A 19,315-nucleotide genomic window follows, 5' to 3' on the forward strand; every position below is an offset into this window, starting at 1 on the left:
TACGGCGTCCCGACGGGGCTCCGGGGCGGGACTGCGGGCCCGTCAGGCCAGCACCCGGCGGGCCCGCAGCGACCGGGCCAGATCATCCTCCGACTTGAGCACGAGGCGCCGCAGGGCTGCCGGAGCGCCGGCGTGGTGGACCAGCCAGGACTCCACCTGGGACAGGTCATCGCCATCGCCCGCGAGGGGGAACAGCCCCAGCACGATGCGCGTGGCGATCTCCTGGCGGCGCTCGGACCAGATCCTCTCCAGGGAGTCGAGGTACCGGCCGGTCAGGGGCGCGGTCAGGCCACGGTGCGCGGTGGTGGAGTAGGCGCTGATGAGGGCGCCGACCTCGTCGTTGGACAGGGCCCGGTCCTGAAGGAGCCTGGTGAGGATCTCCTGCTTGGCCTCGGCACTGGGCGCGGCGAAGCCCGCCTGGAGGGCGCTGACCCGGCCGGAGGCCGAGGGATCGGCGCGCCGCTGGGCCTCGAGTTCGCCCTCGGCCAGGGCATCCAGGCGGGCGAGGGCCCCAAGGGCCTGCCAGCGCAGCTCGGCGGTCATCTCCAGGCCCGGCAGGCCATCGTCGAGGAGGGAGTGCAGTCGGGACACCGCCTCCCCCACGGCGCGACTCCCGCAGGGATCCTCCCCGTCCTCCCCCAGCACTGAGGCGTTGCCCGCCAGGGCGAGCCAGGCGCGCGCACGCGCGAGCTGGGCGCCCGAGCCGGGCCGGCTGCGCGTGAGCAGCTCCCAGCCATCGGCGCCGCGGTCCTCCCCCGGGGCCGGCCCCGGCAGGCCGAGGAGCCGCCCCACGAGGTCGCGGCGCTCCTGCCCGTCGGCGTATGTGAGCGCGGCGCGAGCGGCCTGTGAGAGCAGCGTGGCGAGGGTGGAGAGCTCGGTGGCGTCGTCGGCGTGGGCGAGGACCGCCGTGACGAAGTCGGTCGGACTCAGGCGGGCGTCGCGCAGCAGGTTGTGCAGGCCCGACCACGCCAGGGCGCGGGCCATCGGGTCCGTCAGCGCGCCGAGCGAGTCCAGCATGACGCGCAGGGACGCCGAGTCCGGGCGCACGACGGCGTATGTCAGGTCCTCGTCATTGACGATGACCAGGTCGGGCGCGGCCAGGCCCGCGGCCCCGGGGATCTCGGTGACCTCCTCGGCGAGGGTCGCGGGGAGCCTCCTCACGCGCACCAGGGCACCGGAGGCATCGAAGGAGTAGAGGCCGATGATGAGGCTGTGAGGGCGGAGGACCGACTCGCCGGTGACGGGATCGGCGCAGGCCTGTCTGACGGCGAGCCGTGAGATGGCGCCGTTCTCGGTCTCGATCTCCGTGGTCAGGATCGAGGGGCCGCAGGTGCGCAGCCAGGCGCGGGCCCAGGGGCGCATGTCGCGCCCGGAGACCCGGCCGAGGGCGTCGAGGAAGTCATCGAGGCTGCCATTGGCGAAGGCGCGCGAGGCGAACCAGTCTCGCGCGGCGGCGTGGAACGCCTCGTCCCCCACATGCGCGACGAGCTGCTTGAGGACGGACGCGCCCTTGGCGTAGCTGATGCCGTCGAAGACCTGCCGAGCGGCCTCGACGTCGTCGACGTCGGCCACGATCGGGTGCGTGGTGGCGGCGCGCTGATCCTCCAGGTAGGCCCAGGCCTTACGGGTCGAGGCGAAGGACACCCAGGCGTCCTCGTATCCGAGGGCGCCGGCCGCCCAGGTGCCCTGGTGGTCGGCGAAGGACTCTTTGAGCCAGGTGTCGTCCCACCAGCGCGGGGTGACGAGATCGCCGAACCACATATGGCTCATCTCATGCAGGACCGTGTTGGCCCGGGAGGCCCTCTGCGCGGAGGTGGCCGGGCCCCGGAACAGGTAGCGCTCCTCGCTGAAGGTGACGCAGCCGGGGTTCTCCATGGCCCCGAGGTTGTACTCGGGGACGAGGACGGAGTCGTAGGAGCCCCAGGGGAAGGGGAAGCCGTAAGTCCGTTCCAGCAGATCCAGGCCGTCGCTGGTCAGGTTCAGGAGCTCGTCGGCGTCCAGGTGCTCGGCCAGGGAGGCGCGGCAGCACCACGACAGTGGCACCGGCTCCTCGCCGGGGCGCTCGGGGCTGCGCCACCGGCCCATCGCCCGGTGCCATGGCCCTGCGGCGAGCGCCGTGAGATAGGAGGGCAGGGGCCTGGTGGGCGCGAAGCGGGTGATGACGGCGTCCTCGGGCAGCGGGCCCGGCGGCCACCGCCTCGTCGCGCCCGCCCCGTCCCACTCCCCTCCCTGCTCGCCGGCACCGGTGGTGGCCTCGGGCAGGCCGTTGGCCAGGACCGTCCAGGACGCCGGGTGCGCCACGGCGAGGGAGACCGGCGCCTTGAGATCGGGCTGCTCCATGACCGGCCAGGCGCGCCGGGCGTCGGCCGGCTCGAAATGCGTGTAGAGGTACGTCGCCCCGTCCACAGGGTCGTGGAAGCGGTGCAGCCCCTGCCCGGAGTTGGAGTAGAGCCCCCGCGCGGTGACGACGACGTCGTGCTCCCCCTGGCCGAGGAGGGGGAGCGCGAGCCGCGACCCGTCCCAGTCGACTTCCTCCTCGCGGCCGTCGACCACGAGCGAGTCGACACCCTCGCCCTGGAAGTCCACCCACAGGCCCCGCGCGGGGCGCTCCAGCGCGAGGCGGAGGCGGCCGCGCACCGGGAAGACGCGCTGGGAGGCGTCCTGGGCGCCGGTGAGATCGATGTCGATCCCGAGGGCCCTCAGGGTCACGGCGCCGGAGCGCCATGCGGCCTCATCGCGCCCGATGCCCGTGGGCGAGGCGGGGCGCCGCGGAGGCTCGGGCGCGCTGATGGCCTGCATCCTCGTCCCGTCCCGGCCTCAGTCCCACTTCTCCTCGACGCGCTCCGGCGCGGACCAGGTGACGTGGTAGGTGCCCTCCGGGTCGTCCACGCGGTGGTAGGTGTGCGAGCCGAAGAAGTCGCGCTGGCCCTGGATGAGGGCCGCCGGCAGGCGCTCGGCCCGCAGCTGGTCCACGTAGGCCAGTGACGAGGCGAAGGCGGGCGCCGGGACTCCGGCCAGGGCCGCCGTGGCGACGATGCGGCGCCAGGCGGGCAGGGCGGCCTCCAGGGCGGAGGCGAAGACCGGCGCGGTCAGGAGGCTGCCGAGCGCGGGCTCCTCGTCGTAGGCGCGGGTGATGTCGTCGAGGAAGCGGGCGCGGATGATGCAGCCGCCGCGCCAGATACGGGCCATGGCGCCCAGGTCGATCTGCCAGCCGTAGAGTTCGGAGGCGGTGGCGATCTCGTCGAAGCCCTGGGCGTAGGCGGCGATCTTGGAGCCGTAGAGGGCGTCCTTGACCGCCGCCACGAACTCCTCGCGCTCCTCGGGCGTGCTCAGCGCCGGGGGCTGGGCGGCTGCGTCGAGGGAGGCGTGGCGCACGGCCATGCGGGCGCCTGCCGAGGAGGAGGCTGCGCGCGCGAAGGTCGCCTCGGCGATGGCGGGCACGGCCACGCCGAGCTCCAGGGCGGTCTGGGTGGTCCACACCCCGGTGCCCTTCTGACCGGCGGCGTCGACGATGACATCGACGAAGGGCCTGCCCGTGGCGGGGTCCGTGCGCGAGAGGACCTCGGTGGTGACGTCGATGAGGTAGGAGTCGAGCTCGGAGTCCTTCCAGGCGCGGAAGACCTCGGCGATCTCGGCCACGCTCATGCCCGCCACGCCGCGCAGGAGATCATAGGCCTCGGCGATGAGCTGCATATCGGCGTACTCGATGCCGTTGTGAACCATCTTGACGAAGTGGCCCGCGCCGTCGGGGCCCACATGGGTGCAGCAGGGGACGCCGTCGACCTGGGCGGAGATGGACTCGAGCATGGGGCCGAGGCGGTCGTAGGACTCCGCCGTCCCGCCGGGCATGATGGAGGGGCCCAGCAGCGCGCCCTCCTCCCCGCCGGAGACGCCCATGCCCACGAAGTGCAGACCGCGATCGCGCAGGGCCTCCTCGCGGCGGCGGGTGTCGGTGTAGAGGGTGTTGCCGGCGTCGACGATGATGTCGCCGGGCTCCATGAGCTCGGCGAGCGCCTCGATGACCTGCTCGGTGGCGGCCCCGGCCTGGACCATGATGATGGCCACGCGGGGACGGCGCAGGGAGGCGACGAAGTCGGCGAGCTCGGCAGCGGGCACGAAGGCGCCCTCGTCCGCGTAGCGGTCCATGAGCTTCTCGGTGCGGGCCAGGGTCCGGTTGAAGACGGCCACCTCGTGGCCGTGGCGGGCCAGGTTGCGGGCGAGGTTGGCTCCCATCACCCCCAGGCCGACGACGCCGAGGTCTGCGGTTGAGGGGGCAGGGGTGAAGCTGGTCATCGCGTTGCCTTTCGGTGGATCGGGGCCCGGGCAGCCGATGCGGCTGGCGCCTTCGGCCCCGCTGCGCGCGGGGATCCTCGCGTGGGCCGCTGCCAACAGTAGCCCGCGCGGAAGGCCGCGGCGTTACCGGCCCCGGCCCCTTACTCTCCACGTGAAACACGCCGGGGTCCAGCGCGCCGGGCGCCTAGAGTGAGGCCGGTCGTGGAGCCCTGCGGCCGACACCACCCCAGAAAGGCACCCGTGCCAGCATCCACAGCACCGGCCCAGCCCCGTCCCCCCGCGGCGACGGCGCTGCTCGACAGTCGCGACCTGCGACTCCCAAGGATCGCCGCCCCCTGCGTCCTGGTGATGTTCGGCATCACCGGCGATCTCGCGCGCAACAAACTGCTGCCGGCCATCTACGACCTGGCCAACCGCGGCCTGCTCTCCCCCAGCTTCTCCCTGGTGGGCGTGGGCCGGCGCGACTGGGACGATGACGCCATGCGCGACTACGTCGAGCAGTGGGCGCGCGCGGGTGCCCGCACCCCGTGGCGCGACACCACCTGGGAGCAGCTGGCGGCCGGGATGCGCTTCGTCCCCTTCTCCTCCTTCGAGGACGATGACGCCTACCAGCGCCTGACCGGCGTGGTGGAGGACCTCGACGCCGCGCGCGGCACGGCCGGCAACCGAGCCTTCTACTTGTCGATCCCCCCGGGCTGGTTCCCCGCCGTCACCGAGCGCATCGCCCGCTCCGGCCTGGTGGAGCGCGACGAGCGATCCTGGCGGCGCGTCGTCGTCGAGAAGCCCTTCGGCCATGACCGGGCCTCCGCGCGCGAGCTCGACGAGCTCATCGGCCGCATCGTGCGGCCCGACGACGTCTTCCGGGTCGACCACTACCTGGGCAAGGAGACGGTCCAGAACATCCTGGCGCTGCGCTTCGCCAACACGATGTTCGAGCCCCTGTGGAACCAGCGCTACGTGGACCACGTGCAGATCACCATGGCCGAGGACATCGGCATCGGCACGCGCGCCGGCTACTACGACACCATCGGCTCGGCGCGCGACGTCATCCAGAACCACCTCCTCCAGCTCCTGGCCCTGGTGGCGATGGAGGAGCCGACGTCGATGGACGCTGCGGCCGTACGGGCCGAGAAGGAGAAGGTCCTGGCCTCGGTGCGCCTGGAGCGCGGCGGCGTCCTCGACCTGGACGCCACGACCTCCCGGGGCCGCTACGCCCCCGGCTACCAGGGCGGCACCGCGGTCAAGGGCTACCTGGAGGAGGACGGCGTGGCGCCGGACTCGCGCACGGAGACCTTCGCGGCGCTGCGCCTGGAGATCGCCAACCGCCGCTGGGCGGGCGTGCCCTTCTACCTGCGTGCGGGCAAGCGCCTGGCCCGCCGGGTCACCGAGGTCGCCATCGTCTTCCGCCAGCCGCCCTTCCTGCCCTTCGACGACGCCGCCACCGCCGGTATCGGCGCCAACACCATCGTGCTGCGCATCCAGCCCGACGAGGGCGTGACCCTGCGGGTGGCCTCCAAGGTGCCCGGCACCCAGATGGAGCTGCGCGACGTGACGATGGACTTCGGCTACGGCGCCACCTTCAACGAGGAGTCCCCCGAGGCCTACGAGCGACTCATCCTCGACGCCCTCCTCGGGGACGCCCCGCTGTTCCCCCACCAGCGGGAGGTGGACCTGTCATGGAGGATCCTCGACCCGGTCATCGAGCACTGGTCGGCCTCGGGGTCACCGCGGGATTATCGCCCCGGCTCCTGGGGGCCCGAGGACGCACACGATCTGCTCGCCCGAGAGGGCCGTGCCTGGAGGCGCTCATGATCACCACGCTCACCGCCACCACCACCGCCAGGATCACCTCGGCACTCCTGGCCGACGAGGGCGCCCATGGGCACTCCCACGTCCTGACCCTGCTCATCGCCTGCGACGCCGAGCACCTCGAGGCCTCCCTCGAGGCCGCTCATGGGGCCAGCCGGGACCACCCCAGCCGCATCATCGCGGTGGTCCCCGAGCGCGAGGCGACCCAGGAGCCCTCGGGACCCCGCAGCCGGGACGGGCATGTCGCCTCCGACGTCAGGGGGCACCTCGACGCCGAGATCCGCACCGGCCATGACGCCGGCGCGGGCGAGACGATCGTCCTGCGCCCCTGGGGCGAGGCGGCCGACCACATCGATACGCTCGTCGTCCCCTTTCTCCTGCCCGACACGCCCGTGGTCGTCTGGTGGCCCCATGAGTGCCCGCCCGTGCCCGCCGACGATCCCCTGGGGCGCCTCGCCACCGCGAGGATCACCAACACCCCGGCCCTCGAGCGGCCCGAGACCGCCCTGCGGGGCCTGGCGCCGAGATCGCGGCGCGGGGACATCGACCTGGCGTGGACGCGCATCACCCTGTGGCGCGCCATGGTCGCCTCCGCCCTCGCCCCCGCACTGCGCGGCGCCGGCGTGACCTCGATGGTCATCGAGGGCGAGCACTGCAACGCCTCCGTGGCGCTCATGACCTCCTGGCTGAGACTCCGCCTCGGAGTGCCCGTGGAGCGCCGCGATGTGGGGGGTTTCAAGGGCATCGCGTCCGTCCAGGCCCGCACCCCCGAGGGCGAGATCACCATCACCCGCGTCGACACCGACCGGGTGCGCGTCTGCCGCCCCGATGGGCGCGAACCGCAGATCGCCACCATGACCCGGCGCAGCGACGTGACGACCCTCGATGAGGAGCTGCGCCGACTGTCCCCCGATCCCCTCTACGGGGAGGTCCTGGCCGCCTTCCTCGCCGAGGGCCCCCGGGCCCAGGAACCACAGCCCTCACAGGAGGCCACGCGATGACCGACTCCACTGCCTCGCGCCCCGGCGCGCGCCACGACATCGAGTCCGCGGCGGCGGACCTGCCCGCACCTGCGGTCGACATCGCCCCCACCCGCGAGGAGGCCTCCGAGCGGGCGGGCGCGGCGATCGCCGCGGCCCTCGCCGAGGCCCTGTCCACCAGGGGCACTGCCCATCTCGCACTGACCGGGGGCTCCGGGGGCAGGGCCATCGCCCACGCGCTGCCCGCCGCGCTCGCCGAAGCCGGCATCGGTCCCCAGGACCTGCGGGGGGTGCACATCTGGTTCGGCGATGAGCGCTTCGTTCCCGCGGGCGACCCCGAGCGCAATGACCTCTTCGCCGCCCCCCTGGCGGAGGCCGGCGTGCCCGAGGAGAACATCCACCGCCTGGCCGGGCCCGATGCCGCCGCCAGCGTCCTCGTCGCCACGGAGGCGCTCGAGCGCGATCTGGCCCTGGCCGGTCCCGCCGGCGGGCGCTTCGACGCGGTCCACCTGGGCATGGGCCCCGATGGGCACGTCTGCTCCCTCTTCCCCGGCCATCCCGTGGCACTGACCACCGGGAGGGACATGGCCGCCGTCGAGGACTCCCCCAAGCCCCCGCCGCAGCGCGCCACCCTCACCTTCCCGGCGCTCCACCGCTCCCGCCTCGTGGTGCTCCTGGCCTTCGGTCAGGACAAGCGCGACGCCGCCCGCACCGGCCTGGCTTCCCCCGACGCCGCGCTCGCCCCGATCTCCTGCGCCCGGGGCGAGCGGACCCTGTGGTTCCTCGACGAGGGAGCCGCTCCGCGGGACAGATGATCCTCCTCGCTCCGGGCCGGCCTGTGGCTGAGTAGGCTGGCGCCATGAGAAGCTCCAGCCTTGGCACCTCGGAGATCCCCGCCTCCAACATCATCCTCGGATGCATGCGCATCAAGGATCTCGACGACGCCGAGATCCGCGAACTCGTGTCCACCGCTCTCGATGAGGGCGTGTCGATGTTCGACCACGCCGACATCTACGGCGGCGACCACGCCTGCGAGGAGCGCTTCGGGGCGGCCCTGGGATGGTCCGCATCCGAGCGCGAGCAGGTCATCCTCCAATCGAAGTGCGGGATCCGCGAGGGCTACTACGACGCCTCGGCGCAGCACATCATGGCCTCGGTGGACGAGTCCCTGAGGGCACTGCGCACCGACTACCTCGACGTCCTCCTCCTGCACCGCCCCGATGCCCTCATGGAGCCCGACGAGGTGGCATCGGCCTTCGACGCCCTGGTCGCCTCGGGAAAGGTCCGCGCCTTCGGCGTGTCCAATCACAGCCGCGGGCAGATGGAGCTCCTGCGCGCGACCGTGACCCAACCGCTCGTGGCCAACCAGCTCCAGCTCTCGCTCACGCACGCTCCGATCATCGCCGAGGGCGTGGCCCTCAACATGGCCGACGCGCAATCCGTGGACCGCAGCGGTGGGATCCTCGACTACTGCCGGATGACCTCCACCACGGTGCAGGCGTGGTCCCCGATGCGCGGACCGGGCTGGGAGGGCCCCTTCCTCGGGGATCGGGACCGCTTCCCCGAGCTCAACGACGTCGTGGACCGGCTGGCGGCCGAGTACCAGGTATCCCCTGAGGCGATCGCCACCGCGTGGATCACCCGCCATCCGGCTCGGATCCAGGTGGTGCTGGGCACGACCAGCCCGGAGCGGCTCCGCCGCAGCGCACCGGGCGCCGACCTGGTCCTCACGCGGCCGCAATGGTATGAGCTGTTCCGATCCGCCGGGCACATCGTGCCCTGAGCCTGTGGACCCGGGCCCGTGACGCACGCTGTCCACAGGCCTGCGCTCAAGGGCCGGCCCGGCGACGTACGGTCGGCCCATGCGCCGTCCCATCCATGCCCCGCCCCTCGGCATGGCGGCATGCGCCCTCGCCCTGGCGGTCGCCCCGATCGGCGCGACCGCCGAGTCGGAGCCGTCGCCTCCCGCCATGCCCGTCGGCGCCCCCGCCGCCCAGGCATGGCTCGACGGCGTCGCCTGGGACGATCGGGCGAGCGCCGTCCTCGATCCGGCCGCCGCGATCGCGGCGCTCGACGAGCTCCCCGCTGATCAGCCCGCCGTCGAGTCCTGGGGCGCCGGCGGCAGCCGCACCGGCTGGTTCGGTAAGGCGTGGGAGGACGTCGACGGCGATGGCTGCGACACGCGCAACGAGATCCTCGCCCGTGACCTGTCCCATGCGGACTTCTCCCGCGCGGACGGGAAGCAGGGCCGTGAGGACGGCGACGGCCGGGGAGCGGCGGTGTGCCCCGACGCCACGGTGTGGAGCGGGGTCCTCCACGACCCGTACACCGGCGCCTCGGTGAGCTTCCAGCGCGGGCAATCGACGTCCGACGCCGTCCAGATCGACCACATCGTCCCGCTCAACTACCTCTACGCCCATGGCGCCTGGGCGTGGGACGCCCGCGCCCGCCTGCTGGTGGCCAACGACCCGCTCAACCTCGTGGCCGTCGAGGGCCGGGCCAACCAGTCCAAGGGAGCCTGCGGCCCGGCCACCTGCCCGATCGGCTCCACGGAGACCGGCACGTGGTCCACCGCTGCCTCCCCCGGCTGGTGGCCCTCCAACGATTCGTTCCGGTGCGAGTACGCGCAGCGCTTCGTGAGCGTTGCCGCCGCTTACCGGCTCGGCCTGCCGGACGCGGATCGCCAGGCCCTGCGCTCCACGCTCGCCGACTGCGCGGCCGGCGGGGATGGCGCCCCCAGCATCATCGAGACTACGAGGGACGCCGTGACCCGGGCACCGGGGGCTCTCCTGGCCGATGTCCGCTACCGGGCGCTCCTCATGGCGGGGATGCTGCTCCTGGGCGCCGGGATCGTGGCGCGGGCGCGCCGTTCGCTCCGGCGGGCATCACGGCGTCGGGGCTGAGCCCCGCCGAGGCTAGGATGCCGCTGTGAGAACCGACGACGGCACCGGGGCGCGGGAATCCCTCGATCAGGCGCGCCGACGGGCGATCGAGGACGCCGCCGGCGCAGGCGGGCCCACGGGTGCGCGCGTGGACGTGTGGCTGTGGAGCACGCGTCAGATCAAATCCCGGTCAGCGGCGACCGCAGCCTGCCGGGCGGGGCATGTGCGCGTCAACGGGGAGACGGCGAAGCCCGCCCAGCAGGTCAAGGTCGGTGACGAGATCCGCTACCGGGTGGATGGTTTCGACCGCCTGCTCCTAGTCACCCGCATTCTCGTCAAGCGGGTCGGCGCGCCCATCGCCCGCACCTCCTACAAGGACTTCTCCGCCCCCAGGCCCTCCCCCCTGGACGCGCCTGCGGCGATCATCCGGGATCGCGGGGCGGGCCGCCCCACGAAGCGGGAGCGCCGCAGGCTCGACGCGCTCATGGGAGGCACTGCGGCGGATCGCGGCGAGCGGGTGATCGCCGATGAGTTGGATGCCAAGCTCGCCAGGGCTTTCGATGAGGAGGATTGAGATGCCCGGACTCGGTGGGCGCTCTTCGACGGGCGCCGCGGCATTGGCCGGGATCGCCGCGCTCGGCGTGGCGGCGGGGGCGGTGGGCGCCAGGCGCCGCGACCTGGGCCCGGCCTTCCACGACGTCGCCTCGGAGCTGCGCGCTCCCCTCCTGGTCTTCGGCCACGGGCCCACGGGGGAGCCCCAACCCGTCACCCCCGAGTCCTTCACCGGCATGATGCGGCTGACCAGCCAGGGAAGGATCTTTCCCCGCCGACTGGGCCGCGAGCGGGTCATCGACTCGGGCGGTCGGAGCCTGCGCCTGTGGCTCTATGAGACCCCCGCCCGGCGCGAGGCCGGGCCGAGCGGCGCGCTCATCTGGATCCACGGCGGCGGCCTCATCGCCGGCGGCCCCGCCCAGGATCATGGGCTGTGCTCGCGCATCGCGCGCGAGCTCGGCATCCTCGTGGTCTCGGTGGATTACCGCCTCGCCCCCGAGCACCCCTACCCCGCGGCGATCGACGATGTCTGGAGCGCGCTGCGATGGCTGCGCATGAGCGCCCCCGCCCTGGGGGTGGACACCGCCCGCGTGGCGGTGGGAGGGGCGAGCGCCGGCGGGGGCCTGGCGGCGGCCCTGGCCCAGCGCTGCCGGGATGAGGAGATGGACCTGGCCTTCCAGATGCTCATCTACCCCATGCTCGATGACCGCACCGGCGCCGGCGGCGTCGACATCCCGGGCCGGGGCGATTTCGTGTGGACGGCCCGGCAGAACGCGGAGTGCTGGCAGGCCTACCTCTCGCATCCCTCGGGGGAGCCCGAGAACCGCCCCTGGGCGGCGGCGGCCCGCCGCGAGGATCTGACCGGCCTCGCCCCGGCGTGGATCGGGGTGGGCGGGCTCGACCTCTTCGTCGACGAGTGCGTGGACTATGCGGGCCGACTGGAGGCCAGTGGCGTGCCCGTGCGGCTGCGCGTGGAGCCGGGCATGTACCACGGGGCGGATATCTGCCAGTGGGCCCGTTCGATGCGGGACTTCCGCGGCGAATCGATCGACGAGCTCGGGCGGGCGCTGCGCCGCGCCTGAAGGGCTCCTCCCCGATCCCGATGACGGGCCCCCGGGCTGCTCAGCCGCGGCCGGCCGGCAGCCGCTCCATGCGCTCCATGAGGGCGGCGACGACGCGCAGGACCCCGTCCTCGGTATTGGCCGGCGCCGTGTAGTTGGCGGCCGCCAGGATGCCGGGATGGGCGTTGGCCATGGCGAAGGAGAGCTCGGAGTAGTCGTAGAGGCCGAGGTCGTTGAGGTAGTCGCCGAAGACGGCGGTCTGGGCGGGGGTGATGCCCAGGCGCTCCTGAATGGCGGCGACGGCGCGCCCCTTGTCCGCGCCGTGGGACATGAGGTCCACCCAGTGCTTGCCGGAGACGACGGTCTGGACGGTGGGCACGGCCGCGCGCATCGCCTCGGCGGTGCCGTTCTCGACGTCGTCGAAGTCGAACACGGCGACCTTGAGGACAGTGTCCAGCGGGAGCGCCAGGAGATCGTCAACGCTGCGGTGGGCGGTGTAGTAGATGCCGATCCGGGCGGCGAAGGGGGCGTCGTCCCTCTCCGTGTAGGCGCACTCCTTGCAGGCCACGACCGCCCCGAGATCGTGGCCCTCGGAGGCGAGGCGGTGGACGGCAGTGATGGCGGCGCGGGCCTCGGCGGGGCTGATGGTCGCGGAGTGGATCTCGATGCCGTCGTGGACGACAAAGGAGCCGTTCTCGGCGATGAGGGGCGAGTCGACGACGGCCTCGCCCAGCACGGAGCGGAGGTTGGCCATCTGCCGGCCGGAGGCCGGGGCGAAGAGGATGCCGCGCTCGCGCATCTCGGCGACGGCGGCGTCGAGTCCCGCGGGGAGGCGGCTCTCGGCGTCGACGAGCGTGCCGTCCATGTCGGTGACCACCAGTCTGAGGTCGACGGTCTCGGGCAGGGCGGCGGACAGGCGGGCGTCGAGCGGTTCACGTTTCACGGCGCTCATCATGTCAGAGGCTCCTCACCAGGACAGGAGCCGGAGCCCATCGCGGGAGGTGATCTTGCGGTCCGCAGTGACGAGGACGGCGCCCTCGAGCTCGGACTGCGCGACGAGCAGTCGGTCGAACGGATCCCGATGCTCCCAATCCATCATGCCCGCGTGCAGTGCGTGGCGGCGTGTGATCTCCAAGTGGTCCGCCCCGATGCTCGCGATCCTGCGGTCCCATGCGGAGACGAGGTCACCGCTATCGAATTTGCCCCGACGTGTCTTCTGGGCGATCTCCAGTGCCGATACTGCCGACACGAGCAGGCTGTTCCCAAGATCCTCCAAGCGCGCCACCACGTGCTCGGGGATCTGCGACGGCTGACCGATGAGCCAGAGCAGCACGTGGGTATCGAGGAGGTAGGTCACTCCCATAGGAGGAGCTCCTCCCCGGGCATCGGCTCATCGAAGTCGTCGGGGATCTCCAGGTCCATGACCCCGAATCGGCGGCGCTGCTGCCCGACGGCGACGAGTCGCGCGACCGGCTTGCCATGGCGCGAGATGGTGATCTCCTCGCCGTGCTCGACACGGCGAAGCGCCGAGGAGAATTGAGCCTTGGCATCCTGGACGCTCATCATGGTCATGGGACCATGACTACTCGGCAGCGACGATTCTGACCAGAATGAATCGGTCAGAACTGACGCGATTCAGGGCATTGGGCACTGCGACCAGCCGAGTGCCCGACTCCCGCGCTCTCGGAGGGCAGGCTTGACGCCTTCCGGGGCGCGGCATCCCCCGGCACTCGGGCCCGGGCGGCGTCGTCGGCATCGCCCGGCTCGCCGTCGTTCCCAGCATTCTCGGCACTGGTGCTCTCGGCCCGGGCGACCTGCTCGAGGGCGGACTGGCGCGAGAGCGGGACGTCCTTGTAGAAGAAGCCGATGACCATGGCCAGGCCGAAGACGGGCACCATGAGGAGGAAGATCGGTGTGAGCGCGTCGGCGTAGGCGTTGGTGATCGCCGTGTGGAGGGCATCCGGGAGCTGGTTGACGAGGGCCGGTGTGAGCGAAGAGCCGGCATCGCCGCCGTGGAAGCCCCGCAGCGCCTCCTGGATCTGCGGGTCCTCGTTCGTGGCCAGCGCCATGAGATTGGCGCCGAGCCGGTCGGCCAGGTTGTTGGAGAAGGCCACGCCGATGAGGGAGGAGCCCAGCGAGACGGCGACCTCGCGGAAGAAGTTGTTGCCACTGGTGGCCGTGCCGAGGTTGCGCGGCTCGACGTCGTTCTGGACCAATGTGACGAGCAGTTGGAAGAACAGTCCGATCCCCGCGCCGAGGACGAAGACGGCGGTGGAGATGATCCACACGGGGGTGGAGGCGCTGAAGGTGCTCATCCACAGCAGCGCGGCGCCGGCGACGACCGGCCCGACGATGAGGTAGATCCGGTAGCGCCCGGTGCGGGTGACGAGGATGCCCGACCCGATCCCGGAGACCAGCATGCCGACCGTCATGGGGACCAGGAGGAGGCCGGAGGCGGTCGCGGAGTAGCCGTAGCTCATCTGGAGGAAGGTCGGCAGGTAGAGGCTGGCGCCGATCATGCCGCCCATGGCCAGCATCCCCTGGACGGTGGAGAGGATGAAGGTGCGGTTCATGAGGACCGTCATGGGCAGGATCGGCTCGGCTGCGCGCTTCTCGACCAGGGGCAGGATGAGCCAGGCCAGTGCGCCGACGGCGATCATGGCGATGAGCGCTGGGCTGGTCCAGTCGAGCTGGTTGCCGCCGAAGGTGGCCACGAGGACGATGAGCACGGCCCCGAGGTTCATCAGGCTCAGCCCGGCCCAGTCGATCGTGGCCCGGAGCTTGTGGACCGGAAGCTTGAGAACCGCCCACACGGCGATCCAGACGACGACGCCCAGCGGCAGGTTCACCCAGAAGACCCAGTGCCAGGAGACGGAGTCGGTCAGCCAGCCGCCGATGATGGGGCCGAGGACGGAGGCGATGCCGAACATAGCGCCCATGGGGGCCATGTAGGTGCCGCGAACGCGCGGCGGGATGAGGTCACCGGTGATCGCCTGGGAGGAGATCATGAGGCCGCCGCCGCCCAGGCCCTGGAGGGCCCGCCAGACGATGAGCGCCGTCATGGAGTCGGCGGTCCCGCACAGCGCCGAGCCGACGAGGAAGAGGGCGATGGCGATGAGGAAGAGGGTCTTGCGGCCCACGAGGTCGCCGAGCTTGCCGTAGACCGGCATGGCCACGGTGACGGCGAGGGTGTAGGCGGTGATGATCCACGCCATGTGGCTGGCACCGCCGAGGTCGCCGACGATGGTGGGCAGCGCGGTGCCGACGATCGTCTGGTCGAGGGCGGACAGGAACATCACGACGAGCAGGGAGGCGTAAACGGCCCAGAAGCGTCGGTCGGGCTTGAAGACGTCCGCTGCCTCGATGGTCTCTGGCTCCCCGGCCTGCACGGTGGGGGTGTCGGTGTCGCGCTTGGTCACGCGTGGTCCTTTCTCATGACGGCGGCGTTCGCCGTGGGGCCGGTGAGGATGCCGCGGAGGCCGGCGGTGACGAGGTCGAGTGCCTCGGCGAGGGTCCCGGGACCAGCTGATCCGCGGGAGGACGGGGCCGCCTCACCATGGGGCACATCGGTATCGGGATCGTCGCCATCGCCGGCCCACAGCTCGAAGGCCGCCCTGTACAACGTGGCGGCCAGTGCGGCGGCCGCGACCACCTGAGGGGAGCCGAGGTCCGCCCCCAGGCGCTGGGCGAGGGCGGCGCGAACAACCGAGTGGACGAGGCGCACGCGCGACTGGAGCTCGGGGACGACGCTCGGGGCATCGCGGAGCACGCGGCGCAGCCGCTGGAACTCCTCGGCGTCGCTGGCCATAGGGGCGACGGCGTGAGTGATCAGCTGATGGAGGTCGGGCAGGAGCTCGCCGTCGGAAGCGACGAAGGCCTCGATCTCGGCCTGGGGCGGGACCTGGGGCGCCCGGAGAATGAGGTCGGCCTTCGTGGGGAAGTAGTTGAAGACGGTGCGCCGGGAGCACCCCGCGTCCGCCGCCACATCCTCCACCGTGATCGCCTCGTATCCGCGCTCCGCGGCGAGCCGGAGGGCGCTGGCCTGGATGGCCTCGCGGGTGCGGCGCGCGTTGGTGGCGCGCAGGCCCGCCGCAGGAGCGGCGCCGTTCGCGGGTGGAGGACTCATGGCATGAGGATTGCACTCAGTGCAGCCTTGCACCAAGTGCAAAACGTGTGCTCATGAGCACACGGCGTCAGAACACCCGGGTGGTGGTGGCGCGCTGCTCCCCCCGGCGGGCATGGGACGGCTACCCGTTGTGGCGCCTCGTGATGGATGATGAGGCGCAGCAGATGCTCCTCGCCCGCCTCGTCGTCCACGAGCCCTCTCGCGGGCCCCCACCGTCGCAGTCAAAGGCCGATCATGACCTCTCCCCTGTCCTCCGCCTCCAGCGAGCCGCGGATGGCCCCCGCCCGCCCCGACGCCGTCGTGACGGCGGGATCCGCCCGCTTCACCGTGCTCACCGATCGGCTCATCCGCATGGAGCACTCCCCTGACGGGGTCTTCACCGACGCCGCCACCCAGCTCGTCCTGTCCCGGGACCTGGGCCCCACGCCGACCTTCCGGGTGGTGCGGGGCGATGACCGCCTGGAGATCCTCACCGAGCACCTCCACCTGGCCTACCAGCCCTCGCGGGGCTTCTCCCGCTCAGGGCTGAGCGTCAGCCTGCGCACCGCCGTCCTCAACCTCCACGGGGGCACCTGGCATCACGGCGATGCATGGGACCCCCACGAGAGCTACCCGACGAACCTCGGCGGCACCCGCCGCACCCTGGACGAGGCCGACGGCAGGGTGGACCTGGGAGCGGGGCTGCTGTCCACCAACGGCATCGCCGTCGTCGACGACTCCGGCTCCCTGCTCCTCCAGGAGGACCAGTGGGTGCGGCCGCGCCCGGGGGCCGACCCCGTGGACGGGGCCCCGGGCGGAGAGGACCTCTACCTCTTCGGCTACGGCCAGGACTACCGCGGCGCCCTGCGCGACTTCTTCGCCCTGACGGGCCCGACGCCGCTGGTGCCCCGGGCGCTCCTGGGCAACTGGTGGAGCCGCTACCACCCGTACTCCGAGGAGGAGTACCTCGCGCTCATGGACCGCTTCGCCGCGGAGGAGCTGCCCTTCTCCGTGGCGGTGCTCGACATGGACTGGCACTGGGTGGACATCGACCCGTCCATCGGCAACGGCTGGACCGGCTACTCCTGGAACACCGAGCTCTTCCCCTCCCCCTCGCGCTTCCTCGCCGCCCTCCATGAGCGGGGCATGGAGGTGACCCTCAACCTGCACCCGGCGGCCGGCATCCGGCGCCACGAGGACGCCTACGCCCCGATGATGCGGGATCTGGGCCGCGATCCCGGCTCCGGTGAGGAGATCCCCTTCAACATCACGGACAAGGCCTTCGTGTCCGCCTATCTGGAGCGCGCCCACCACGCGCTGGAGGAGGAGGGCGTCGATTTCTGGTGGCTCGACTGGCAGCAGGGAGGCGTCACCGATATCCCGGGCCTCGACCCCCTGTGGATGCTCAACCACATCCACTACCTGGATTCCGGCCGGGAGCGGGAGGGCGGACGGCGCCGCCCCATCACCTTCTCCCGCTTCGCGGACGCCTCCAGCCATCGCACGCCCATCGGCTTCTCCGGCGACACGGTCACCAGTTGGGACTCCCTGGCCTTCCAGCCGGAGTTCACGGCGAGGGCGGCGAACATCGGCTACTTCTGGTGGTCGAATGACATCGGCGGCCACATGTTCGGCGTCAAGGACTCCGAGATGATGGCGCGCTGGGTGCAGCTGGGCTGCTTCTCCCCCATCAATCGCCTCCATTCCACGGCGTCGGTCTTCAACTCCAAGGAGCCGTGGCGCTACTCCCGCGATGCCCGCGCCACGATGAACGCCTACCTGCGCCTGCGCCACCGGCTGGTGCCGAGCCTGTACACGTGGGCCCGGCGCGCGGCGACCGACGGCCTCGCCCCGATCCGCCCGGTCTACCACGATCACCCGTGGCGCGCGGGGGCCTACTCCCATCACACGGAGTTCCTGTTCGGCGGCCTCCTGGTGGTGCCCATGGTCCACCGCTCCGATGCCGCCACCGGGCTCGCCCAGGAGAGCGCGTGGCTGCCGCAGGGCACGTGGTTCGATCTGCCGACCGGGCGACGGTATTCGGTCGTCTCCGAGGACGGCGCCGAGCTCTCGCTCTCGCGGCGCCTGGAGCAGGTGCCGGTGCTGGCGCGCGCGGGCAGCCTCCTCGTGCTCGCCGGTGACCTGTCCGAGGCCGCGGGCACCAATCCGCGGTGCCTCGACGTCGTCGTGGTGCCCGGGGCCGACGGCGTGTTCATCCTGGAGGAGGACGATGGCTCTCCTGAGCCCGGCCCGGATGCCGTGGTGCGCACGCGCTTCGCCCTGACCTGGGATGAGAGTGCCGGGCGCGCGCACTTGAAGATCAGCCAGGAGGGCCCGCGGGACGTGGTGCCCGAGGCGCGGGAGATCACCGTCCGGCTCCTGTCGGCCGGTGGTGACGTGCGCGCGTCCCTGGATGGGCGAGCGCTGGAGGCGCGTGGTCGGCGGGCCGATGGGATCACTCTCGGCGGCGGGATCGACATCGCGTTGGGCGAGGTTCGCCCGGCCGACGGCGCGGTGGTGGAGCTGGAGGGTCTGCGAACCGTGCCGCCGGCTCTGGCCGATGAGGTGTTCTCCATCCTCGAGCCGGTGGAGATCGACTACATGGTGAAGGACCGCGCCTGGGATGTCGTCCGGTCGGGGGCGACCGGCGGGGCGCTGCTCGGCGGCCTGCGCGCCGTGGGAGTTCCCGACGCCGTGCTGGCCGCGATCGCCGAGGTCGCCTGAGGCGCGCTGAGCGTGGCGGCCCAACGAAGCGGCGTCGGGCCGGGCGGCCGGTGCTTCCCCCTATCCCCATCGTCCGCCGTCTCGGCCAGCGTCGAGTTCGTACTTTTGGTGACGAGTTCGTACCCTCACTCACCGAACTCGTCACCAAAAGTACGAACTCGACAGCACGCGCACGCCGCCCGGCCGCTTGATTGTTGAAAGCATCTCTCTGTCAGGCCCCGGGTTTGGTGGAGGGTGTTTGATCTGGTGCCGGTGGTCGCCGGCTGGGGTTGGCTGGTGGTCCGCTCGTCGGCGGCCGGTTGCCAGGCGCTCTCGTGCCCGGGCGGGGGTGCGCATGGCCATGGCGCAGTGGGGACGGGTGGCGCCCGCCCAGCGGGGCCCACTGGGCGGTGGAGATCACGGGCGTCGTCCAGCCCCTGCCAGGGATCGCGACTGTCGAGGTAGGCGCGGTTGCGGATCAGCCCGGCCCTAGTGACGGGAGCCCCGGGCCTGGGCCATCGCGCCTGCGTAAGAGTCGTCTGTGGAGCCGACCGAGGCCACCGCCCGGCAGTCGGCCAGGGCCTGCCCATAGCGGATGGGGCAGTACTGCACCCCGCGGTCGCAAGCGGTGATCCAGGCCCGCACGGTCTCAGCTCTTCTGGCACAAGGGCTGACCGTGCAGGACGTCGCGACCCTGATGGGGATCACCAAGGGGAGGGTCTCGCAAATCGCCAAGGCAGCGTGAAGGACGCCGCCCCGGCGCCGCTGCACTCGGCGGCGTGGGCACCATGCCCGCCTCGGGGCTCCGGACGCTGCTGGCCCCACTCACCGTCGCAGTGGGATGTCGGCTCCATCATGTACCGGGGCTCCATACATGCTGATTCCAGCAGGTGCACTTCTCAACAAAAACGGCCACCTGGACTATTGAGT

General features: G+C 71.9%; 16 protein-coding genes. 9 read left to right on the top strand and 7 right to left on the bottom strand.

Features of this window, described 5'->3' with window-relative positions:
• Nucleotides 1-42 precede the first annotated feature (42 nt).
• Nucleotides 43-2,799: an aminopeptidase N gene (gene pepN / locus B1H55_RS00130; RefSeq protein ID WP_073451940.1), complete on the bottom strand. Its 2,757-nt coding sequence runs from the start codon at nt 2,797-2,799 to the stop codon at nt 43-45.
• An 18-nt stretch (nt 2,800-2,817) separates the two neighbouring features.
• Nucleotides 2,818-4,293 carry an NADP-dependent phosphogluconate dehydrogenase gene (gene gndA / locus B1H55_RS00135; protein WP_077241118.1) on the bottom strand — a complete coding sequence of 492 codons (1,476 nt, stop codon included), beginning with the start codon at nt 4,291-4,293 and terminating at the stop codon, nt 2,818-2,820.
• A 240-nt stretch (nt 4,294-4,533) separates the two neighbouring features.
• Here gndA and zwf point away from each other — a divergent pair, with 240 nt between their 5' ends.
• From zwf to B1H55_RS00170, 7 genes are all read left to right on the top strand, one after another.
• Nucleotides 4,534-6,105, top strand: coding sequence for a glucose-6-phosphate dehydrogenase (zwf, locus tag B1H55_RS00140; RefSeq protein WP_077241119.1), 1,572 nt, complete (start codon nt 4,534-4,536; stop codon nt 6,103-6,105).
• Nucleotides 6,102-7,103, top strand: coding sequence for a glucose-6-phosphate dehydrogenase assembly protein OpcA (locus B1H55_RS00145; RefSeq protein ID WP_073451934.1), 1,002 nt, complete (start codon nt 6,102-6,104; stop codon nt 7,101-7,103). The genes zwf and B1H55_RS00145 overlap by 4 nt, the downstream gene beginning before the upstream one ends.
• On the top strand, nt 7,100-7,897 hold the full coding sequence (gene pgl, locus B1H55_RS00150; protein ID WP_077241120.1) for a 6-phosphogluconolactonase: 798 nt from the start codon (nt 7,100-7,102) through the stop codon (nt 7,895-7,897). The genes B1H55_RS00145 and pgl overlap by 4 nt, the downstream gene beginning before the upstream one ends.
• A gap of 44 nt (nt 7,898-7,941) precedes the next feature.
• Nucleotides 7,942-8,865 (top strand): aldo/keto reductase, encoded by a 924-nt coding sequence (locus tag B1H55_RS00155; RefSeq protein WP_073451930.1) that lies wholly within the window; start codon nt 7,942-7,944, stop codon nt 8,863-8,865.
• 79 nt (nt 8,866-8,944) lie between these two features.
• On the top strand, nt 8,945-9,985 hold the full coding sequence (locus tag B1H55_RS00160) for an HNH endonuclease family protein (protein WP_077241121.1): 1,041 nt from the start codon (nt 8,945-8,947) through the stop codon (nt 9,983-9,985).
• An 85-nt stretch (nt 9,986-10,070) separates the two neighbouring features.
• A complete protein-coding gene (locus B1H55_RS00165) occupies nt 10,071-10,538 on the top strand; it encodes an RNA-binding S4 domain-containing protein (protein WP_077241155.1) in 468 nt (155 codons plus the stop codon).
• A gap of 1 nt (nt 10,539) precedes the next feature.
• Entirely contained in the window at nt 10,540-11,598 is a 1,059-nt protein-coding gene (locus B1H55_RS00170) for an alpha/beta hydrolase (protein ID WP_073451926.1), read from the top strand.
• A 40-nt stretch (nt 11,599-11,638) separates the two neighbouring features.
• Here B1H55_RS00170 and B1H55_RS00175 read toward each other — a convergent pair whose 3' ends face one another.
• Genes B1H55_RS00175 through B1H55_RS00195 form a run of 5 tightly spaced genes read right to left on the bottom strand, consistent with a single transcriptional unit; the run spans nt 11,639 to nt 15,703 of the window.
• Nucleotides 11,639-12,520, bottom strand: coding sequence for an HAD family hydrolase (locus B1H55_RS00175; protein ID WP_073452039.1), 882 nt, complete (start codon nt 12,518-12,520; stop codon nt 11,639-11,641).
• A 24-nt stretch (nt 12,521-12,544) separates the two neighbouring features.
• Nucleotides 12,545-12,940 carry a type II toxin-antitoxin system VapC family toxin gene (locus B1H55_RS00180; RefSeq protein ID WP_077241122.1) on the bottom strand — a complete coding sequence of 132 codons (396 nt, stop codon included), beginning with the start codon at nt 12,938-12,940 and terminating at the stop codon, nt 12,545-12,547.
• A complete protein-coding gene (locus B1H55_RS00185) occupies nt 12,931-13,149 on the bottom strand; it encodes a type II toxin-antitoxin system Phd/YefM family antitoxin (RefSeq protein WP_077241123.1) in 219 nt (72 codons plus the stop codon). The genes B1H55_RS00180 and B1H55_RS00185 overlap by 10 nt, the downstream gene beginning before the upstream one ends.
• Before the next feature lie 47 nt (nt 13,150-13,196).
• On the bottom strand, nt 13,197-14,996 hold the full coding sequence (locus tag B1H55_RS00190; protein WP_371836556.1) for an MDR family MFS transporter: 1,800 nt from the start codon (nt 14,994-14,996) through the stop codon (nt 13,197-13,199).
• Nucleotides 14,993-15,703 (bottom strand): TetR/AcrR family transcriptional regulator, encoded by a 711-nt coding sequence (locus B1H55_RS00195; RefSeq protein WP_077241124.1) that lies wholly within the window; start codon nt 15,701-15,703, stop codon nt 14,993-14,995. Before B1H55_RS00195 ends, B1H55_RS00190 begins: the two co-directional genes overlap by 4 nt.
• 234 nt (nt 15,704-15,937) lie before the next feature.
• On the opposite strand from B1H55_RS00195, the gene B1H55_RS00200 reads away from it, so the two are divergent.
• Together B1H55_RS00200 and B1H55_RS13060 are read left to right on the top strand one after the other, a co-directional pair.
• On the top strand, nt 15,938-18,406 hold the full coding sequence (locus B1H55_RS00200; protein WP_080461495.1) for a glycoside hydrolase family 31 protein: 2,469 nt from the start codon (nt 15,938-15,940) through the stop codon (nt 18,404-18,406).
• Between the two features lie 637 nt (nt 18,407-19,043).
• Nucleotides 19,044-19,130, top strand: coding sequence for a sigma factor-like helix-turn-helix DNA-binding protein (locus B1H55_RS13060; protein WP_420866430.1), 87 nt, complete (start codon nt 19,044-19,046; stop codon nt 19,128-19,130).
• Nucleotides 19,131-19,315: the final 185 nt, after the last annotated feature.

It is taken from the genome of Actinomyces denticolens, assembly GCF_002072185.1.
Lineage (GTDB): Bacteria > Actinomycetota > Actinomycetes > Actinomycetales > Actinomycetaceae > Actinomyces > Actinomyces denticolens.